The sequence below is a fragment of the Mesorhizobium sp. CAU 1732 genome (assembly GCF_039888675.1).
GTDB lineage: Bacteria > Pseudomonadota > Alphaproteobacteria > Rhizobiales > Rhizobiaceae > Aerobium.
Map to the genome: position 1 here is coordinate 2,948,464 of NZ_JBDQQR010000001.1, position 15,857 is coordinate 2,964,320.

16 protein-coding genes are annotated in these 15,857 nt (G+C 63.7%); 8 read left to right on the plus strand and 8 right to left on the minus strand.

Annotated elements, in window-relative coordinates; genetic code table 11:
* Positions 1 to 64: 64 nt before the first annotated feature.
* Together urtA and AAFN55_RS14330 are read right to left on the minus strand one after the other, a co-directional pair.
* Positions 65 to 1,372, minus strand: coding sequence for an urea ABC transporter substrate-binding protein (gene urtA, locus AAFN55_RS14325; protein WP_347799507.1), 1,308 nt, complete (start codon positions 1,370 to 1,372; stop codon positions 65 to 67).
* Between the two features lie 364 nt (positions 1,373 to 1,736).
* Positions 1,737 to 4,322 carry a response regulator gene (locus tag AAFN55_RS14330; RefSeq protein ID WP_347799508.1) on the minus strand — a complete coding sequence of 862 codons (2,586 nt, stop codon included), beginning with the start codon at positions 4,320 to 4,322 and terminating at the stop codon, positions 1,737 to 1,739.
* A 234-nt stretch (positions 4,323 to 4,556) separates the two neighbouring features.
* Between AAFN55_RS14330 and AAFN55_RS14335 the strand changes: the two genes are divergently transcribed.
* On the plus strand, positions 4,557 to 5,426 hold the full coding sequence (locus AAFN55_RS14335) for a hypothetical protein (RefSeq protein ID WP_347799509.1): 870 nt from the start codon (positions 4,557 to 4,559) through the stop codon (positions 5,424 to 5,426).
* 48 nt (positions 5,427 to 5,474) lie between these two features.
* Here the strand turns inward: AAFN55_RS14335 and dksA are convergent, their stop codons facing one another.
* Positions 5,475 to 5,891, minus strand: coding sequence for an RNA polymerase-binding protein DksA (gene dksA / locus AAFN55_RS14340; protein WP_347799510.1), 417 nt, complete (start codon positions 5,889 to 5,891; stop codon positions 5,475 to 5,477).
* A 256-nt stretch (positions 5,892 to 6,147) separates the two neighbouring features.
* On the opposite strand from dksA, the gene AAFN55_RS14345 reads away from it, so the two are divergent.
* From AAFN55_RS14345 to AAFN55_RS14365, 5 genes are all read left to right on the plus strand, one after another.
* Positions 6,148 to 6,699 carry a histidine phosphatase family protein gene (locus AAFN55_RS14345; protein ID WP_347799511.1) on the plus strand — a complete coding sequence of 184 codons (552 nt, stop codon included), beginning with the start codon at positions 6,148 to 6,150 and terminating at the stop codon, positions 6,697 to 6,699.
* 81 nt (positions 6,700 to 6,780) lie between these two features.
* The gene (locus tag AAFN55_RS14350; protein ID WP_347799512.1) at positions 6,781 to 8,250 is read left to right on the plus strand and encodes a YcjX family protein; all 1,470 of its coding nucleotides are present in this window, start codon (positions 6,781 to 6,783) and stop codon (positions 8,248 to 8,250) included.
* A complete protein-coding gene (locus tag AAFN55_RS14355) occupies positions 8,247 to 9,329 on the plus strand; it encodes a TIGR01620 family protein (protein ID WP_347799513.1) in 1,083 nt (360 codons plus the stop codon). Before AAFN55_RS14350 ends, AAFN55_RS14355 begins: the two co-directional genes overlap by 4 nt.
* Positions 9,330 to 9,446: 117 nt before the next feature.
* Positions 9,447 to 10,001: a hypothetical protein gene (locus AAFN55_RS14360; protein WP_347799514.1), complete on the plus strand. Its 555-nt coding sequence runs from the start codon at positions 9,447 to 9,449 to the stop codon at positions 9,999 to 10,001.
* Between the two features lie 158 nt (positions 10,002 to 10,159).
* Positions 10,160 to 12,001 carry a monovalent cation:proton antiporter-2 (CPA2) family protein gene (locus AAFN55_RS14365; RefSeq protein ID WP_347799515.1) on the plus strand — a complete coding sequence of 614 codons (1,842 nt, stop codon included), beginning with the start codon at positions 10,160 to 10,162 and terminating at the stop codon, positions 11,999 to 12,001.
* A gap of 6 nt (positions 12,002 to 12,007) precedes the next feature.
* Here AAFN55_RS14365 and folK read toward each other — a convergent pair whose 3' ends face one another.
* The 3 genes from folK to folP are packed head-to-tail and all read right to left on the minus strand — an operon-like array spanning position 12,008 to position 13,750.
* Complete coding sequence (folK, locus tag AAFN55_RS14370) at positions 12,008 to 12,526, minus strand: 2-amino-4-hydroxy-6-hydroxymethyldihydropteridine diphosphokinase (RefSeq protein WP_347799516.1); 519 nt, start codon at positions 12,524 to 12,526, stop codon at positions 12,008 to 12,010.
* Positions 12,510 to 12,869, minus strand: a complete 360-nt coding sequence (folB, locus tag AAFN55_RS14375) for a dihydroneopterin aldolase (protein WP_347799517.1) — start codon at positions 12,867 to 12,869, stop codon at positions 12,510 to 12,512. The genes folK and folB overlap by 17 nt, the downstream gene beginning before the upstream one ends.
* A 20-nt stretch (positions 12,870 to 12,889) precedes the next feature.
* Positions 12,890 to 13,750, minus strand: a complete 861-nt coding sequence (gene folP / locus AAFN55_RS14380) for a dihydropteroate synthase (protein ID WP_347799518.1) — start codon at positions 13,748 to 13,750, stop codon at positions 12,890 to 12,892.
* 181 nt (positions 13,751 to 13,931) lie between these two features.
* Between folP and AAFN55_RS14385 the strand changes: the two genes are divergently transcribed.
* Positions 13,932 to 14,543: a DUF922 domain-containing protein gene (locus AAFN55_RS14385; protein WP_347799519.1), complete on the plus strand. Its 612-nt coding sequence runs from the start codon at positions 13,932 to 13,934 to the stop codon at positions 14,541 to 14,543.
* Positions 14,544 to 14,632: 89 nt separating this feature from the next.
* Positions 14,633 to 14,839 (plus strand): hypothetical protein, encoded by a 207-nt coding sequence (locus AAFN55_RS14390; RefSeq protein WP_347799520.1) that lies wholly within the window; start codon positions 14,633 to 14,635, stop codon positions 14,837 to 14,839.
* 20 nt (positions 14,840 to 14,859) lie between these two features.
* Here the strand turns inward: AAFN55_RS14390 and AAFN55_RS14395 are convergent, their stop codons facing one another.
* Both AAFN55_RS14395 and AAFN55_RS14400 read right to left on the minus strand, forming a co-directional pair.
* Positions 14,860 to 15,180: a 2Fe-2S iron-sulfur cluster-binding protein gene (locus tag AAFN55_RS14395; RefSeq protein ID WP_347799521.1), complete on the minus strand. Its 321-nt coding sequence runs from the start codon at positions 15,178 to 15,180 to the stop codon at positions 14,860 to 14,862.
* 94 nt (positions 15,181 to 15,274) lie between these two features.
* Positions 15,275 to 15,598, minus strand: coding sequence for an Hpt domain-containing protein (locus tag AAFN55_RS14400; protein ID WP_347799522.1), 324 nt, complete (start codon positions 15,596 to 15,598; stop codon positions 15,275 to 15,277).
* Between the last annotated feature and the right edge of the window lie 259 nt (positions 15,599 to 15,857).

A 15,857-nucleotide genomic window follows, 5' to 3' on the forward strand; every position in this document is an offset into this window, starting at 1 on the left:
CCAGATTTGACATGGCGGGAAGCCGACGGCGGTCGAGACCGCCCTCGGCGTTGCTTCGCGTCGATCAGTTCGCAGCAGCCTGCGAGCCGCCACAGGTCTTGGTCTCGGTGTTGTAGTTGCCGCACTTGATCGGATCGGTCCAATCGGCTTCCAGCACCTTGGATTCAGGCAGGAAGTCCGACCACGCGTCGCCGGGCACCAGACCCTCGGTTTCCCAGACGACGTCGAACTGGCCGTCATCCTGGATTTCGCCGATGAGGACCGGCTTGGTGATGTGGTGGTTGGCCAGCATGACGGACGTTCCGCCGGTCAGGTTGGGCACTTCCACGCCGACAATGGCGTCGATGACCGCGTCCGGATCGGTGGTGCCGGCCGCCTCGACCGCCTTCACCCACATGTTGAAGCCGATATAGTGGGCTTCCATCGGGTCGTTGGTGACGCGTTCATCGCCGGCAAACCCATGCCAGGTCTCGATGAACTCGGCATTGGCAGATGCATCGACGGACATGAAGTAGTTCCAGGCGGCCAGATGGCCGACCAGCGGAGCGGTGTCGAGGCCGGCGAGTTCTTCCTCGCCGACCGAGAAGGCAACCACCGGGATGTCTTCGGCAGCGATGCCCTGATTGCCGAGTTCGCGATAGAACGGCACGTTGGCGTCGCCGTTGATGGTGGAGACCACAGCCGTCTTCTTGCCGGCCGAACCGAAATTTTTGATGTCGGAGACGATCGTCTGCCAGTCGGAATGACCGAACGGCGTGTAGTTGATCATGATGTCTTCCGCGGCCACGCCCTTGTCCTTGAGATAGGCCTCGAGGATCTTGTTGGTGGTCTGCGGGTAGACGTAGTCGGTGCCGGCCAGGACCCAGCGCTCGACGCCTTCTTCGTTCATCAGGTATTCGACGGCGGGAATGGCCTGCTGGTTCGGCGCGGCGCCGGTGTAGAACACGTTGCGCTGGCTTTCCTCACCCTCATATTGCACCGGGTAGAACAGGATCGAGTTCAGTTCCTCGAAGACCGGCAGCACGGATTTGCGCGACACCGACGTCCAGCAGCCGAAGACCGCAGCCACGTCGTTGACTTCGATCAGTTCGCGGGCCTTTTCCGCGAACAGGGGCCAGTCCGATGCCGGATCGACCACGACGGCCTCGAGCTTCTTGCCCAGCAGGCCGCCCTTCTTGTTCTGCTCCTCGATGAGCATGAGCATGGCGTCCTTGAGCGTGGTTTCCGAAATCGCCATCGTGCCGGACAGCGAATGAAGAACGCCGACCTTGATGGTTTCTTCCTGCGACCAGGCGGGCGACGTGGCGGAGACGCCGGCGGCCAATGCGCCGGTGGCCAGAAGCCTCATCGTGTTGTGAATGGTACCCCTCATTGCGAACACTCCGTGCTGGGTTCTTGTTTGCACCGCAACAAGAGGAGCAACCGCCGTGCCAACCGGGAGGCAAGAAGAGATCGGGAGATTTATTTACAGAGATTCAAGGGGTTGGACTGAGGAGATCGCAACCGCGGCATTCTGCTTAACGAAGTCTTGAGCATTCGGTACGCACCCGCCACGTAGAATTGCTCAAGAAATATGCACAATCGGGCAATGTTTTTCTCTGCAAAAAAAATGGGCGGCGATTGTATCGATCAGTATCCCGCTGAAAGCCACTTCACCTCGAAGCTGCGCGCGACCCTCGCCCGCAAGCGCCGAACTCGCCGCATTGCGCAACGAGGCGGCATAGGGCGCGCCGGGATCAGGCGTCGAGCATGTCCTTGACGATCGTGGCGAGCTGCTTGAGCGTGAAGGGCTTGGGCAGGAAGCCGAATTTCGCTTCTTCGGGCAGATTCCTGGCAAACGCGTCTTCCGCATAGCCGGAGACGAAGATGAACTTCACGTCCGGCTGGCGCTTGAGGAGTTCGCCCAGAAGCGTCGGCCCATCCATCTCCGGCATGACGACATCGGAGACGACGATGTCGACCTTGCCCTCGAGCTCCTCGAAGATTTCCAGAGCCTCGACCCCGGACGACGCCTCATGAACCGTATAGCCGCGCGAGGTGAGAGCCCTGACGCTGCCCATGCGCACGGCATCCTCGTCCTCGACCAGCAGCACGGTGGCTGTGCCGGACAAATCCTTGCTCGCCGCGGCCTTCGCGACGGGCGCCACGACCTCCGCGCTGCCCGCATCGTCAGGCGACTTCGCCGGCTGGATTTCGGGAATGTGGCGCGGCAGGAAGATGCGGAACGTCGCGCCGTTGCCGGGCTCCGACGTGCAGAAGATGAAACCGCCCGTCTGCTTGATGATGCCGTAGACCATCGACAGGCCGAGGCCCGTACCCTTGCCAACTTCCTTCGTGGTGAAGAACGGCTCGAAAATCTTGGCCAGAACCTCGGGCGGAATGCCGGTTCCGGCATCCTCGACCTCGACCAGAACGTAGTCGGCAGCGGCAAGCTCGCGATAGCCGAACGAGGCGCATTCGGCCTCCACGACATTGCGCGTGCGCACGGCCAGCGCGCCGCCATCCGGCATCGCATCGCGCGCATTGACCGTCAAATTGACGATGACCTGCTCGAACTGGCCGATATCCGCCTTGACCGGCCACAGATCGCGGCCGTGCTCGATCGACAGCTTGATGCCGTTTCCGGCAAGCCGCGACAGAAGCATGCGCAGATCGGCCAGCACGTCGGTCAGGTTCAGCACCTCCGGCCGCATGGTCTGCTTGCGCGAGAACGCGAGAAGCTGGCGCACGAGGGATGCGGCGCGGTTGGCGTTCTGCTTGATATTCATGATGTCGGGGAAGGACTGGTCCGACGGGCGATGGTTCGCCAGAAGCAGGTCCGACGCCATGATGATGGCGGTCAGGACATTGTTGAAATCGTGCGCGATACCGCCCGCAAGCTGGCCGACAGCCTGCATCTTCTGGCTCTGCGCCATCTGCGATTCGAGCGCCTTCTGCTCGGTCGTCTCGACCGCGTAGACAATCGCCGCTTCTTCCGCGCCCTCGCCGGAGGCCGCGTCGGCAACTGCATTGACGTAGAAGCGCATGTGGCGCTCCTCATTGTCGGACATCACCGTGTCGATCGGTGCGATGTCGGCGCGATGATGCCGGGCATGGCTCAGCGCTGTCTCGAATGCCGCGCGGTCACGCGGATGAATGACGGTTTCGAGCTTCACGCGCCGGTCGAGCATGTCGCGATCGACGGCCGGCGAGAACAGCGACAGGAACGGCGCGTTGGTACGCAGGATGCGCCCCTCGCCGTCCACGCCCGCGATCGCCATCGGTGTCGAATTGAAGAACCGCGTGAACCGGACCTCGGATGCGCGCAGGTCGGCCGACGCGTCCTCGCCCTGGTTGCGATTGAGGACGATCGTGCGCGATGGACCGGGTGCGCCATCGCGCGACGCCGTCACGCGATACATGAAGCGCACCGGCAGCGCTTCGCCGCCGACGGTCGCCAGATCGAGATCGATGACCGCGTTGCGCGTCGATCCGGGATCGGCCTTCACCGAGCGGACGAGCGCCATGCCGTCGCCGGCGACGATTTCGGACAATGTCGTGGAGCCGGGCGTGAACGTGGCGAGATCGATGCCGAGCCATTCGGCAAGCGTGGCATTGATATAGGTGACGCGACCCGATGCATCGGCGGCGAAGAAGCCGGCCGGCGCATGGTCGAGATGGTCGATCGCCTTTTGCAGATCGAGGAAGAAGCGCTCCTGCTCGGCGCGTTCCGCGGAAATGTCGGCAATCTGCCATGCAGACAGCGGCTGGCGGTAGCCCGGCACCTTGAAGGTGCGCGCCCGCACGCGATACCAGTGCGCGCCCTGCTCGGCGCCGGATCGGATCGCGCGTGCCAGCCGGAACTCGCCGTCGCCCGCAAGTCCGTCGCGAAGGCCGGCAGCGATACGATAGACGGTGGGCGAGGCTTCGGGACTGTCGGACAGGAGGCCGTCGACCGTCTGCACATCAGCGGCGGTCGTCGCGCCGGTCATCTCTGCATAGGCGCGGTTTGCGTAGACGATCCTGCCTTTGACGTCGGTGACGATCAGACCCTGCCCCATCGTATCGACGAAGGCACGCGCCAGTTCGTCGGCTGTCGAGCGCGGCGTGAGCTGGATGAACCCGATGGCCGCCGTGAACAGGAAGCCGATGCCGATCATCGCGAGGACGCCGAGAAGCCCCAGCAGGAACGGATCGCCAAGACGTTCGCGGAACAGCACGAAGGCGATAGCCGATACGATCAGCACGATGACGAAAATCATCAGGCGGGTAGCGGCCCCGGGGCGCGTGCTCTGGTCCACGATCGGGACGGGACGGCTGTCGTCGCCGGATTCTCTCGCCATTCGGTTCCTGCCTGACATCACCGCGCACGACGGTTGGAGTGTGTTGGGCATACATCAAGCCCAACGGCGTCCGCAAGGGCGACCGCCCGGAGCATGGCCCGCGCGCGACGTCCGCGAATGCCTCACTCAAGCTTCGTGCCGCGCAACCTTGCCGCGACCGGCCCCGACGTCTAGTCTTCCACGTGAACGGCGCCCGAGCGTGGCGTCAAGCATATGAATTCGAGGGATTTGACCATGCAGGCTTGGTTCGAGAGTATTGCCGGACCGGACTACGCGTCGGCGCTGATGTGGACCATCTTCGCGCTGATCGGCTTGCTGGTCCTGCTGATTTTCATCCGCATCGTTCGCGGCCTGACGTTCGGGACCTTCGTCGCGGGCGGCCGCAACCGCAAGGCGCGGCTCGCTGTGATGGACGCCACCGCGGTCGACAGCCACCGCCGCCTGATTCTGGTGCGCCGCGACGATGTCGAGCACCTGATCCTGATCGGCGGCCCGAGCGATGTCGTGGTCGAACAGAATATTCGCCTGCTCCCTCCGACGCGGCGTCCGGCAGGCGAAGACCCTCTTCCGATGCAGGAACCGACGCCAGTCGTGGAACGGACCCGCCCGCCTGAGCAGGCGGTGGCGCGTCCCGCACCGACGCCCCCGCCGGCAGCGCCAACACCTCCTCCGCGCCAGCCCGCGCCTCAACCGCAGCCTTATGTGCCGCCGGTCGTGGCAAGGCCGACACCGGCTGCGCCCGTCGTCCAGCCCGCCTCACCGGTGTCACCCGTTGCGCCCTCAGTGAGACAACAGCCTCAGGAGCCGCGCTTTTCATCCTTTGCGCCGGCACAGACCGCACCGGCTGTCGTGGCTCCCGTCGTGGCCGCCTCGCATGCAATCACCACGCAGACGCGCACCGAGCCGATTGTTTCGGCCGTCCACGACACGAGATCGCAGGTCGCGACGACCCGGGATCCGCACGATCTCGACGACACGCTTCTGGAGGAATTGCAGGCGTCGCTGGACAACGACCAGCGAAAGCCCGAGCCGGACGACGTCGACGCGTCACTCGATGAAGAGATGAGCAGACTTCTGGGCGATCTCTCGGGGCCGCATCGCTAAAAGCGGCGGCGCAGAGAAGCGGGAGGCGACAGCGTCTCCCGCTGGATATCAATCGTCGCGATAGACCTTCTCGCGACGCTCGTGACGCTCCTGCGCCTCGATCGACAGTGTTGCGATCGGCCGCGCGTCGAGGCGCTTGAGCGCGATGGGCTCGCCCGTTTCCTCGCAATAGCCGTAGGTACCCTCGTCGATGCGCTGCAAGGCGGCATCGATCTTCGAGATCAGCTTGCGCTGACGATCCCGGGCACGCAGTTCGATGGCACGGTCCGTTTCGGACGATGCGCGATCGGCGAGGTCGGGGTGGTTTGCGTTTTCCTGCTGGAGAATTTCGAGGGTCTCGCGAGCCTCTCTCAGTATGTCACTCTTCCAGGAGACGAGCTTCGAGCGGAAGTATGACTTCTGCCGTTCGTTCATGAATGGCTCGTCTTCGGAGGGGACGTAATCGGTTGCAACGATTCCGGACATTCGACTCAATCCCAATGCTGGCATCCCGGCGCCTATATATTCGCGGCATTTCTCCCGCACAAGCGCAAACGCTGGCAGTCTCACGCATTTGTCACTGTCGTTGATAAACTCACCTTTGGCGGTAGAAAAACGTGATTGGACAAGTCTTTAGCCGAAGCAGTTGAGCGCCCGCCTATGCTGCGGCCGCAGAAGAATTGCGGCGCAAAGGGGGCACAGGTCACGGTTGCACACCGATTGCGTGGCAGCTAAAGCCCGAATGACGCCCACATTTGCCATCCCGGCGGGCTGCACGGAGTGTTTTGCGATGACGCGGCTCTACCTCCTCAGGCACGCCAAGGCGCGATGGGCCGATCCCGGCGGCCGCGACTACGACCGCGCGCTCGATCTCTCCGGGCGTGCCGACGCCGACATGATCGCAGCCTCCATGCTGCTGGCGGGCCACCGCCCGGACCGCGTGCTCTGCTCCGGAGCAAAGCGCGCGCGCGAAACCTGGGAAATCGCCGCGCGGCACCTCCCGGTCTCCGACGTCCACGTCACGGACGGACTCTACAGCTCCGACGCCGCCGGCTATCTCGACATCATCCGGCAGACGGGCGGGCGCGGCTCCGTCCTGGTCGTCGGGCACAATCCGATGATGGAGGATCTCGCCATGGCGCTCTCCAGCGATGGCGACCAGCATGCGCTGGCGGCGGTGGCCGGCGGCTTTCCCACCTGCGGGCTGGCCGTCCTGCGCTTCACGACGCCGCTCGGCGACATCGCGCCCGAAGACGGATATCTCGAGGATTTCCTTGCCCCGCGCGACCTTTGACATGAACTTCCCGGTTGCGGCCTCTCAAAAACCGCACCGCAAACCCTATATGCGGCGCATCATGAGCGCGGGGCATTCTCCTTGGCAGGTTTGACGACATTCGGAGACGAGGCGCGAATTGCACTCGACACGCTTGCGGGCCGCGCCGCCGGCCTCGTGTCGCCGTCCCTGCGGCTTGGCGTGACCGGCCTGTCGCGTGCCGGCAAGACGGTCTTCATCACGTCGCTGGTGCACAATCTGGTCCATGGCGGCCGACTGCCGCTGTTCGACGCGCACAAGAGCGGCCGCATCGCCAAGGCCTATCTGGAGCATCAGCCCGACGATGCGGTGCCGCGCTTTCAGTACGAGGATCACGTCGTGGCCCTCGTGGATTCCCGCATCTGGCCGGATTCAACCCGTGCGATCTCCGAGCTGCGGCTGACGATCGATTTCGAATCGGCATCCGGGTGGGGACGTCTCTTCTCGCGCGGGCGCCTGTCGCTCGACATCGTCGATTACCCCGGCGAATGGCTGCTCGACCTGCCGCTGCTGGCCAAATCCTTCGCCGAGTTCTCGCGCGATGCGATGGATCTCGCGCGCCTTCCGGTGCGCGACGATCTTTCCCGCGAATGGCGCGCGCTGGCTGAGGCGACCAATTCGGACGCGCCCGCCGACGAAATGACGGCGCGCAGGCTGGCTGAGAGTTTTGCTGCCTATCTCAAGGCCTGCAAGGCGGACGGCCGCGCTTTGTCCACCCTGCCGCCCGGCCGCTTCCTCATGCCGGGAGACCTCGACGGCTCGCCTGCACTGACCTTTTCGCCGCTGCCAAATCTCGCGGAAGGCCGGGCGAAGGCCGGATCGCTGCATGCGATGATGGAACGCCGCTACGAGGCCTACAAGACGCACGTCGTCAAACCGTTCTTCCGCGAACATATCGCCCGGCTCGACCGTCAGATCGTGCTTGTCGATGCGATGCAGGCGCTGAACGCGGGACCGGAAGCCGTCGCCGACCTGGAGCGTGCGCTGACGGAAATCCTCGCCTGCTTCCGCGCCGGACGCGGCAATATCCTGACCGACCTCTTCACCCGCAAGATCGATCGCATCCTGATCGCGGCCACCAAGGCGGATCACATCCACCACGAAAGCCACGACAGGCTGCAGGCCATCGTCCGCCGCCTGGCCGACCGCGCCGCCGAACAGGCGAGCTTTTCCGGAGCCGATGTCGATGTCCTGGCCATGGCGGCCGTGCGGTCCACCCGCGAAGGCACGGTCAAGCAGGGCCGCGAGACGCTGCCTGTGATTATCGGGACACCGCTCAAGGGCGAGACGATCGGTTCGGAAACCTTCGACGGAGAAACCGAAACAGCTATATTTCCCGGTGACTTGCCGGACGACCTTGATTCAATCCTGAAGCAGGGAGAACGCGGCACCTCGCCTGAGGACGCCCCCATACGCTTCGTGCGTTTCCGTCCGCCAAAACTGGAAAAGACCGCCGAAGGCGTGACATTGTCCCTGCCCCATATCCGGCTCGACCGTGCCTTGCAGTACCTCATCGGAGATCATCTCGCATGAGTGAACCGAGAAAGCCCGCGGCTTTCCGCATCGAGCCCGAACGCAAGCCGGAGCCGCCCGCGCCGCGTCTCGCCGAAACTGAGACACCGCGCCGTCCGCGCGCGCTGAAGCCCGAGACGGCAATCGTCGTGCCGGCCGAGATCGACGTGTTCGACGAACCGGAAGTCGCGATCGCCGAACCGCCGCCCGCAACGCCGCGCAGACGCTCGAAGCTTGGCGCCATATTTCTCGGTGCGCTCGGTATCCTCGTTTCATTGGCCGTCGGCCTGTGGGTCGATGCTCTCATCCGCGACCTGTTTTCCCGCGCCGACTGGCTCGGCTGGCTGGCGGCAGGCGTCGCAACGGTTGCAGCGCTCGCCTTCGTCGTGATCATCGCGCGTGAACTGATCGGGCTCGCCCGCCTCGCCTCCGTGGAAAAACTGCGCGAACGCGGCGCAGAAGCGATCGCGCGCGACGACACCAAGGCAGCGCGAAAGCTCGTTGCCGAACTGACGGAGTTCGTCGCGCAGCGGCCGGAAACGGCCGCAGGCCGCCGCGCATTGGCGGAGCACCGGGATGAAATCATCGACGGCGCTGATCTCGTTCGCCTGGCCGAACGCGAATTGCTCGCGCCGCTCGATGCCGAGGCGCAAATCCTGATCCTCAACGCAGCCAAGCGCGTCTCGATGGTGACGGCTGTCAGCCCGCGCGCCTTGGTGGACATCGCCTATGTGCTGTTCGAGGCCGGGCGGCTGATCAGGCGTCTGGCTGAACTCTATGGCGGACGCCCCGGCACGCTCGGCTTCGTGCGCCTGGCGCGCGATGTGATCGCACATCTGGCCGTGACCGGAGCAATCGCAGCGGGCGACGAGTTCGTCCATCAAATCCTCGGCCAGGGCATCGCCGCGAGACTGTCGGCAAAGCTCGGCGAAGGCGTGGTGAACGGCATGATGACGGCACGCATAGGCGTTGCCGCCATGGAAACCGTGCGGCCCCTGCCCTTTACGGCCGTGAAGCGCCCCGGAATGGGCGACTTCCTGGCGGCTCTGACCACCTTCGCCAGAAAGAAGGCGAGCGGACCTGCCGCGCCGGAGAAATAACCTTGCGAAGCCCGACTGGTTCGACCATGCTTGCACCAGCCTTGTAGACGAAGCATTAACCATTCTTCGCCAAGGTCCGGGGATATAGTCTCCAGTCCAGTCGCAGCCGGGTGTCCCATGAACTCACGCGCCATTCTGTCCGCATTGCTTACGCTTGGCACAGCAGCCGCGCTGGTCGTCGGTTCCGGCTCCGAATCATCTGCGTCCGAACGCGACAAGAAGTTCTTCAGCCAGATCGAAGGCGAGTGGTCCGGCCCCGGCGAAATCGTTGCGGGCAAGTACAAGGGCACGAAATTCAACTGCAATTTCAAGGGCGACACCCCAAGCGGCAAGATCGGCATGTCTCTCGATGGCGGATGCCGTGTCGGCCTGTTCACGCAGAAGATGTCCGCAAGCGTCGTTCACCAGGGCAAGCAGGGCTATCGCGGCACCTTCATGGATGGCGCCATCGGCCAGGGTCTGGATGTCGTCGGCGGCAATGTGACCGGCGAGAAGGTCATCCTGACCCTCAACCGCAACCAGTTGAACGGTGCGATGCTGGCACGCCTGCCCAATGAAAACACGATGCATGTCACCGTGTCGGTCAAGGTCGAGAACCAGATGGTGCCGGTGATCGGCATGAACCTCAAGCGCGTCGATTCGCGCGCCGTGGGCGCTATCAGCAGCAACTGAAGCAGGCCTCTCGCCGCTTCCACCTGACCGCGTCGATCGTCAGCCATCCTCCCGCAGGAATTGCGCGCGTTGTATGTTCAACGACGCGCGCGACCCATTCCATTGCGTTGCGATTCAGCTAAGCTTTGCGCTCAAGATGCGCAATCCCGGAGCGACGCATGGCTGGTGAAGCCGCACACGGCGTAGACCTCATTCCCGTGGTGTCCCTGCTCGCGGCCGGCGTGATCGCCGTGCCGCTGTTCCGGCGCTTCGGTCTCGATTCGGTGCTGGGCTACCTCGCAGCCGGACTTGTCATCGGACCGCACGGCCTCGGCCTCTTCACGGACCCCGACACCATCATCAGCGTCGCCGAGCTTGGCGTCGTGATGTTCCTGTTCGTCATCGGGCTGGAGATGCAGCCATCGCGGCTCTGGAGCCTGCGTGGTGAGATTCTCGGGCTCGGCGTGGCGCAGGTCGCCACCTGCGGCGCGCTCCTCACCGGCATCGGAATGCTTCTGGGCTATTCAGCCCCCGTCGCCTTCGTCTTCGGCATGGGCTTCGTGCTGACATCGACCGCGATCGTCTTCCAGATCCTCAACGAACGCGGCGAACTCTCGACGCCCAAGGGCCAGCGAATCGTCTCGATCCTGCTGCTGGAAGACATCGCGATCGTCCCTCTGCTGGCATTCGTCGCCTTCATCGCACCCGGCGGAGACAGCGAGGCAGGCTCGCGCTGGATATCGATCCTGATCGCGCTCGGCTCGATCGCCGGTCTGGTGCTGGTGGGCCGCTTCCTGCTCAACCCGATGTTCCGCATTCTCGCGCAGTCCGGCGCGCGCGAAGTGCTGACCGCGGCGGCCCTTCTGGTCGTTCTGGGTGCGGCATTAGCGATGCAGCTTGGCGGGCTGTCGATGGCGATGGGCGCGTTCCTGGCAGGCGTGCTTCTCTCGGAATCCACGTTCCGGCATCAGCTCGAGGCCGACATCGAGCCGTTTCGCGGCATCTTGCTCGGCCTCTTCTTCCTCGGCGTCGGCATGGCGCTCGACCTGCCGATCATCGCGCAGAATGCGGGGTTGATCGCGGTTGCGGTGATCGCTTACATGGTCGTGAAGGCAGCCGGCATCTACACGATCGCACGGCTTCTCAAATCGAGCCACAACGAGGCGTTGGAACGGGCCGTGCTGATGGCGCAAGGCGGCGAATTCGCCTTCGTGCTTTACGCGACGGCGACAAGTGTCGGGCTGATCGACGGGCCCACCAACGCGATATTCACCTCTACGGTCATCGTCTCGATGGTGCTGACGCCCTTCGCGATGATGGCCTTGAAGCGCTTTACGCCTGCCCCGAAACTGTCCATGGACGGCATCGAAGCGCCCGACGGCCTGAGCGGCAGCGTGCTGGTCATCGGCTTCGGCCGTTTCGGCCAGATCGCGAGCCAGCCTTTGCTGCTGCGTGGCGAGGACGTCTCGATCATCGACGACGATGTCGAGATGATCCAGGCGGCGGCCGATTTCGGCTTCAAGGTCTATTACGGCGACGGCACGCGGCTCGACATTCTGCACGCGGCGGGCGCGATGCACGCCAAGGCGATCCTGATCTGCATCGACAAGCCGGAAGCGGCGACGCGCATCGCGGAGCAGATCAAAGCGGAGTTTCCGCTGACACCCGTTCTGGCGCGCGCCTTCGACCGGGGCGCCGCGATTTCGCTCATCAAGGCGGGCGTCGACTACCAGATACGCGAAACGCTCGAATCGGCGTTCGTCTTTGGCCGCGAGACGCTCGTGCAGCTTGGCGTACCGATCGAGGAGGCCGACGAACTGATGGAGGACGTACGGCGACGCGATGAGGAACGGCTCGAACTCCAGGTCGCGGAAGGCATCTATGCGGGCGGGCAGTTCCTGCAAGGGAATCAGCCCGTGCCGACACCGCTGACAAAACCGCGTCAGGAAGGTCGTGCGGGCAACGAGGATGCCGCCGAAGCGATCAGGCGCGCGACGGACGCCGAGAAACAGGTGCGCTGAGGAGTACTATCCGGCGCTTTTCCACCATTCGCAGCCATCGAGACGCACGATTCCCGCCTGCCCGAGCGATTCGAGACGTTCGGCGGCTGTCAGTCCCGCAAGATCGAGCGAGGGCGCGATCTCGGCCAGCGGAGCCAGAACGAAGGCGCGGTCGAGCATCCGGGGATGGGGAAGTTGCAGCCCGTCCTCGTCCATCTCAGCGTTTCCGAAGATGAGGATGTCCATGTCGATGAGGCGCGGCCCCCAGCGCTCGGCCCGAACCCGCTTCAGCGCGCGCTCGGTTTCGAGGCAGAGGTCGAGCAATTCGCGCGCCGACAGCGTCGTATCGACAGCCGCGACCGCATTGAGAAAATCGGGCTGATCTGTCTTGCCCCAAGGCGGCGTGCGATAGAGCGAGGACACTGCGGCAACCGCGACCGAAGGATGGTCGTTCAGGCTGCGCAACGCCGCTCCCATGGCAGCCGCGGGGTCACCGATGTTTCCCCCCAGGCCCAGGAAAGCGCGAACGCTATTGCGGCCAGGCAACGGTCACCTCGACATAATCAAGCACGCCGGGCACCGGCGCATTCGGCTTGCGCACGGTAATCTGCGCACGAGCGACTTTCGGAAACCGGTCGCAGATCGCCTTGGCGATATCGAGCGCCAAAGCCTCGATCAGGAACCGCCGGCGACCGGTGATGATCTTCTCGATTTCGATGAAGACAGTGCCGTAATCAACTGTTCCCTCTATCGAATCTGAGTCGAGCGCCATATCGGGATGCACCTCCAGCTCAGCGTCCACATAAAAGCGCTGGCCGAGCGTCTCTTCCTCGTCGAGCACGCCGTGGCGGGCGAAGAACGCGCAGTTCTTCATTCTGATCACATACATCCGACCGGTATCTCCCGCGCTCACCGCGACGCCTTTTCTGCTGCAACGCCGCGCGCGACCATAGCATCGGCCATGCGCAGTGCATCCACGTTGATTGCGACATCATGCACCCGAAATATGACGGCTCCCATCATGCGCAGGATGACGCTGGTCGCGGCCGTTCCCGCAGCGCGCTCCGCCGGATCGCGGCCGGTGACGGTTCCGATGAAGCGCTTGCGCGACGTGCCCACGAGCAGCGGGCGGCCAAGCGCATGCAGTTCGGCGAAACGGGCCATCAGGTCCAGGTTCTCGTCCGCCGTTTCCTTGGCGAAGCCGAAACCCGGATCGAGCAGGATGCGCGCCGTCTCGACCCCGGCCTCACTGGCGATCTCCAGCGAGCGCGACAGGAAAAGCAACTGATCGTCGATTACGTCAGGCTGTTTCTGGCGCTCGCGCCCGGTGTGCATGATGACGAGGCCGGCACCCGTCTCTGCGGCCACGCGGGCAATTCCAGGCTCGCGCTGCAAGCCCCATACGTCATTGACGATATGCGCGCCGGCGGCGATCGCCAGCCGGGCCGTCTCTTCGCGATAGGTATCGACCGAGAGAACGACGTCGATGCGCCCCGCCAGCGCCTCGATGACGGGCAGGATGCGATCCTGTTCCTGCGCGGCGGTAACCGGTGCGGCCCCCGGACGCGTCGATTCCCCGCCGATATCGATGATCGAGGCACCTTCGCCGACCATCCGCTCGACATGAAGGAGCGCTGCTGACGTGTCGTCATGCCTGCCGCCGTCGGAAAAACTGTCCGGCGTGACGTTGAGAACGCCCATGACGACGGCGCGTGGCCCGAGTTCCATCGCGCGGCCATGGACGAGCTGCCAGTCAAAGGGGTCGAACATCGGCGTCTCCGGGCCTGCCTGACGGCGTTCTGGCCTCAGACCAACGTAAAATCAACGGCATGTGCCTGCGTCCTGTCGAATAAGTTGTCGAGACCATAACATGGTCTTTACCCCTTGCCGCGACGATGGCCTTGCCCGGACGATGCCGACGCACCACTGTGGCACCCATCAAGGAGACACGATGAAGAAGTTCGTCCTTACCGCCTGCCTCGTCACGCTGATGGCCGATCCGGTCGAAAGCGCGAGCCTGTCGAAGACCTACAGCTACTTCACGATCGGCGGTACGAACCTCGAGGAAATCGAGCAGGAACTGAAGCGGCGCGGCCCGCAGGTGACCAGCACGGGCGCACGGCATCCGGGCGCCACGCGCATGGAATTCAACACGCGCGTCGGCTACGGCGAGCGCAACGGACGGTGCGGCGTCGTCGAGGCGACGGTGCGGGTCAAGGCCGACATGATCCTTCCACGCTGGAACCGCCGCAAGGGCTCGGATTCCGACACGCGATTCGTCTGGGACACGCTGTCGGCCGATATCAAGCGCCATGAGGAGAGCCACGTCGTGATCGCGCGCAACCACGCCCGCGAGCTCGAAGATGCGCTCAAGACGATCCGAAATGAGAGAAGCTGCGAACTTGCGCAGGAAAAGGCCAAGCAGACATCCGCGAGAATCCTGGCAAAGCATGATCGCGAGCAGGAGCGGTTCGACAAGATCGAAGGCATCAACTTCGAAAACCGGCTGCTCAGACTGATGCGCTACCGCCTGGAGCGGGAAGCGGGACAAGCCCCGGGCTGATATGCTTGGCGAATTCTTAAATCCTTCAATGCAGTATCAGCCATCCGCGCGGTATTATGCGATGCCGGATTGTTGAAGGGTGTTCCGAAATGCGCAACGCTGAAGCGGTCGGCCTGATCTATCGCTCACTCTCGAGCGAGGAGCGTGAGCTGATGTACACCGTGAAGGAGAAGGGCAAGGATTTCCTCGACCTGATCGACCAGATCGGAACGTCGGAAGAATTGTCGGTCGCCAAGCGGCGCGTCGAAGAAGCCGTGATGTGGGCGGTCAAGCACATCTCCGCCGCGCAGTCATAAGACGCACGGCACAGCAGGTGTCATCCCTGACGCTCGGGGATGCTGACGACCAGACCGTCCAGTTCGTCCTTGACCCGGATTTGGCACGACAGGCGCGACGTCGGGCGCACTTCGTAGGCAAAATCGAGCATATCTTCCTCCATCGCCTCCGGCGAACCGACGATCTCGGACCATGCGTCATCGACATAGACGTGGCAGGTGGCGCAGGCACACGCCCCGCCGCATTCCGCCTCGATGCCGGGCACGGAGTTGCGGATTGCATTCTCCATGACGGTCGAGCCGTTTTGCGCATCGACATCGAAACGCGTGCCGTCGAAGGCTATGTAGGTGATCTTCGTCATGGGATTGCCTTAGGAGAAGTGTCCCGGCCATGCTGGTGGCCGATATGCGGGGACAGATAAACCCTCATTGCGCCTTGTCAACACCGGCGCCCCGTCAACTCCGGTGATCGCCCACATCCCGAATCGCGTCGACGGCTTTGCCGAGTTCGTCGACGAGCACCGCGAGCTCTTCACGGTCGCGCGAACTGGGCGCCCGACGCTCGATGGCCTCGGCGCAATCCGCGATTGGAAAGGCACCCACCCCGCGGGCCGAGCCCTTCAATGTGTGGGCAAGCATGCGTCGCTCGGCCTCGTCGGCTGAGGACAGCCGCTCGCAGGCGTTCTGTGCCTGCTCCAGAAACATCTGGAGCACCTCCCGCTGGAGATCCGTGTCACCGAGCGTCTGGCGGGCGAGGTGGTCGAGGTCGATAGGATTCATGAAAGCTGTCTTGGAATGGGGGCGCGACGCCCGCGGCTGCGTCACCCCGTCTAAGGGAACTTGTGGAAATGTCCCGAAGCGTGACGGGGCATCATGGAATTGCCGTTAACGCGTCGCAATTCGATCACGACGACTTTTAGATAAAAAACGCGTTTGGCATTCGGCTGTTAACCCTATGTTTAAAGTTTTACACATGACGGGAAAACGTAGTTCCTTTCGTAACGGTGTGCCACTACGATACGCGACGGCCCGTAAAAGG

Bases quoted from the DNA above. Each gene is read 5' to 3' on its own strand.
- AAFN55_RS14365 (WP_347799515.1), top strand. From the start codon at position 10,160: ATGGCTGGTGAAGCCGCACACGGCGTAGACCTCATTCCCGTGGTGTCC.
- AAFN55_RS14330 (WP_347799508.1), bottom strand. From the start codon at position 4,322: ATGGCGAGAGAATCCGGCGACGACAGCCGTCCCGTCCCGATCGTGGAC.
- urtA (WP_347799507.1), bottom strand. From the start codon at position 1,372: ATGAGGGGTACCATTCACAACACGATGAGGCTTCTGGCCACCGGCGCA.
- AAFN55_RS14335 (WP_347799509.1), top strand. From the start codon at position 4,557: ATGCAGGCTTGGTTCGAGAGTATTGCCGGACCGGACTACGCGTCGGCG.
- AAFN55_RS14400 (WP_347799522.1), bottom strand. From the start codon at position 15,598: ATGAATCCTATCGACCTCGACCACCTCGCCCGCCAGACGCTCGGTGAC.
- folB (WP_347799517.1), bottom strand. From the start codon at position 12,869: ATGTATGTGATCAGAATGAAGAACTGCGCGTTCTTCGCCCGCCACGGC.
- AAFN55_RS14345 (WP_347799511.1), top strand. From the start codon at position 6,148: ATGACGCCCACATTTGCCATCCCGGCGGGCTGCACGGAGTGTTTTGCG.
- AAFN55_RS14390 (WP_347799520.1), top strand. From the start codon at position 14,633: ATGCGCAACGCTGAAGCGGTCGGCCTGATCTATCGCTCACTCTCGAGC.
- AAFN55_RS14385 (WP_347799519.1), top strand. From the start codon at position 13,932: ATGAAGAAGTTCGTCCTTACCGCCTGCCTCGTCACGCTGATGGCCGAT.
- AAFN55_RS14395 (WP_347799521.1), bottom strand. From the start codon at position 15,180: ATGACGAAGATCACCTACATAGCCTTCGACGGCACGCGTTTCGATGTC.
- AAFN55_RS14355 (WP_347799513.1), top strand. From the start codon at position 8,247: ATGAGTGAACCGAGAAAGCCCGCGGCTTTCCGCATCGAGCCCGAACGC.
- AAFN55_RS14360 (WP_347799514.1), top strand. From the start codon at position 9,447: ATGAACTCACGCGCCATTCTGTCCGCATTGCTTACGCTTGGCACAGCA.
- folP (WP_347799518.1), bottom strand. From the start codon at position 13,750: ATGTTCGACCCCTTTGACTGGCAGCTCGTCCATGGCCGCGCGATGGAA.
- dksA (WP_347799510.1), bottom strand. From the start codon at position 5,891: ATGTCCGGAATCGTTGCAACCGATTACGTCCCCTCCGAAGACGAGCCA.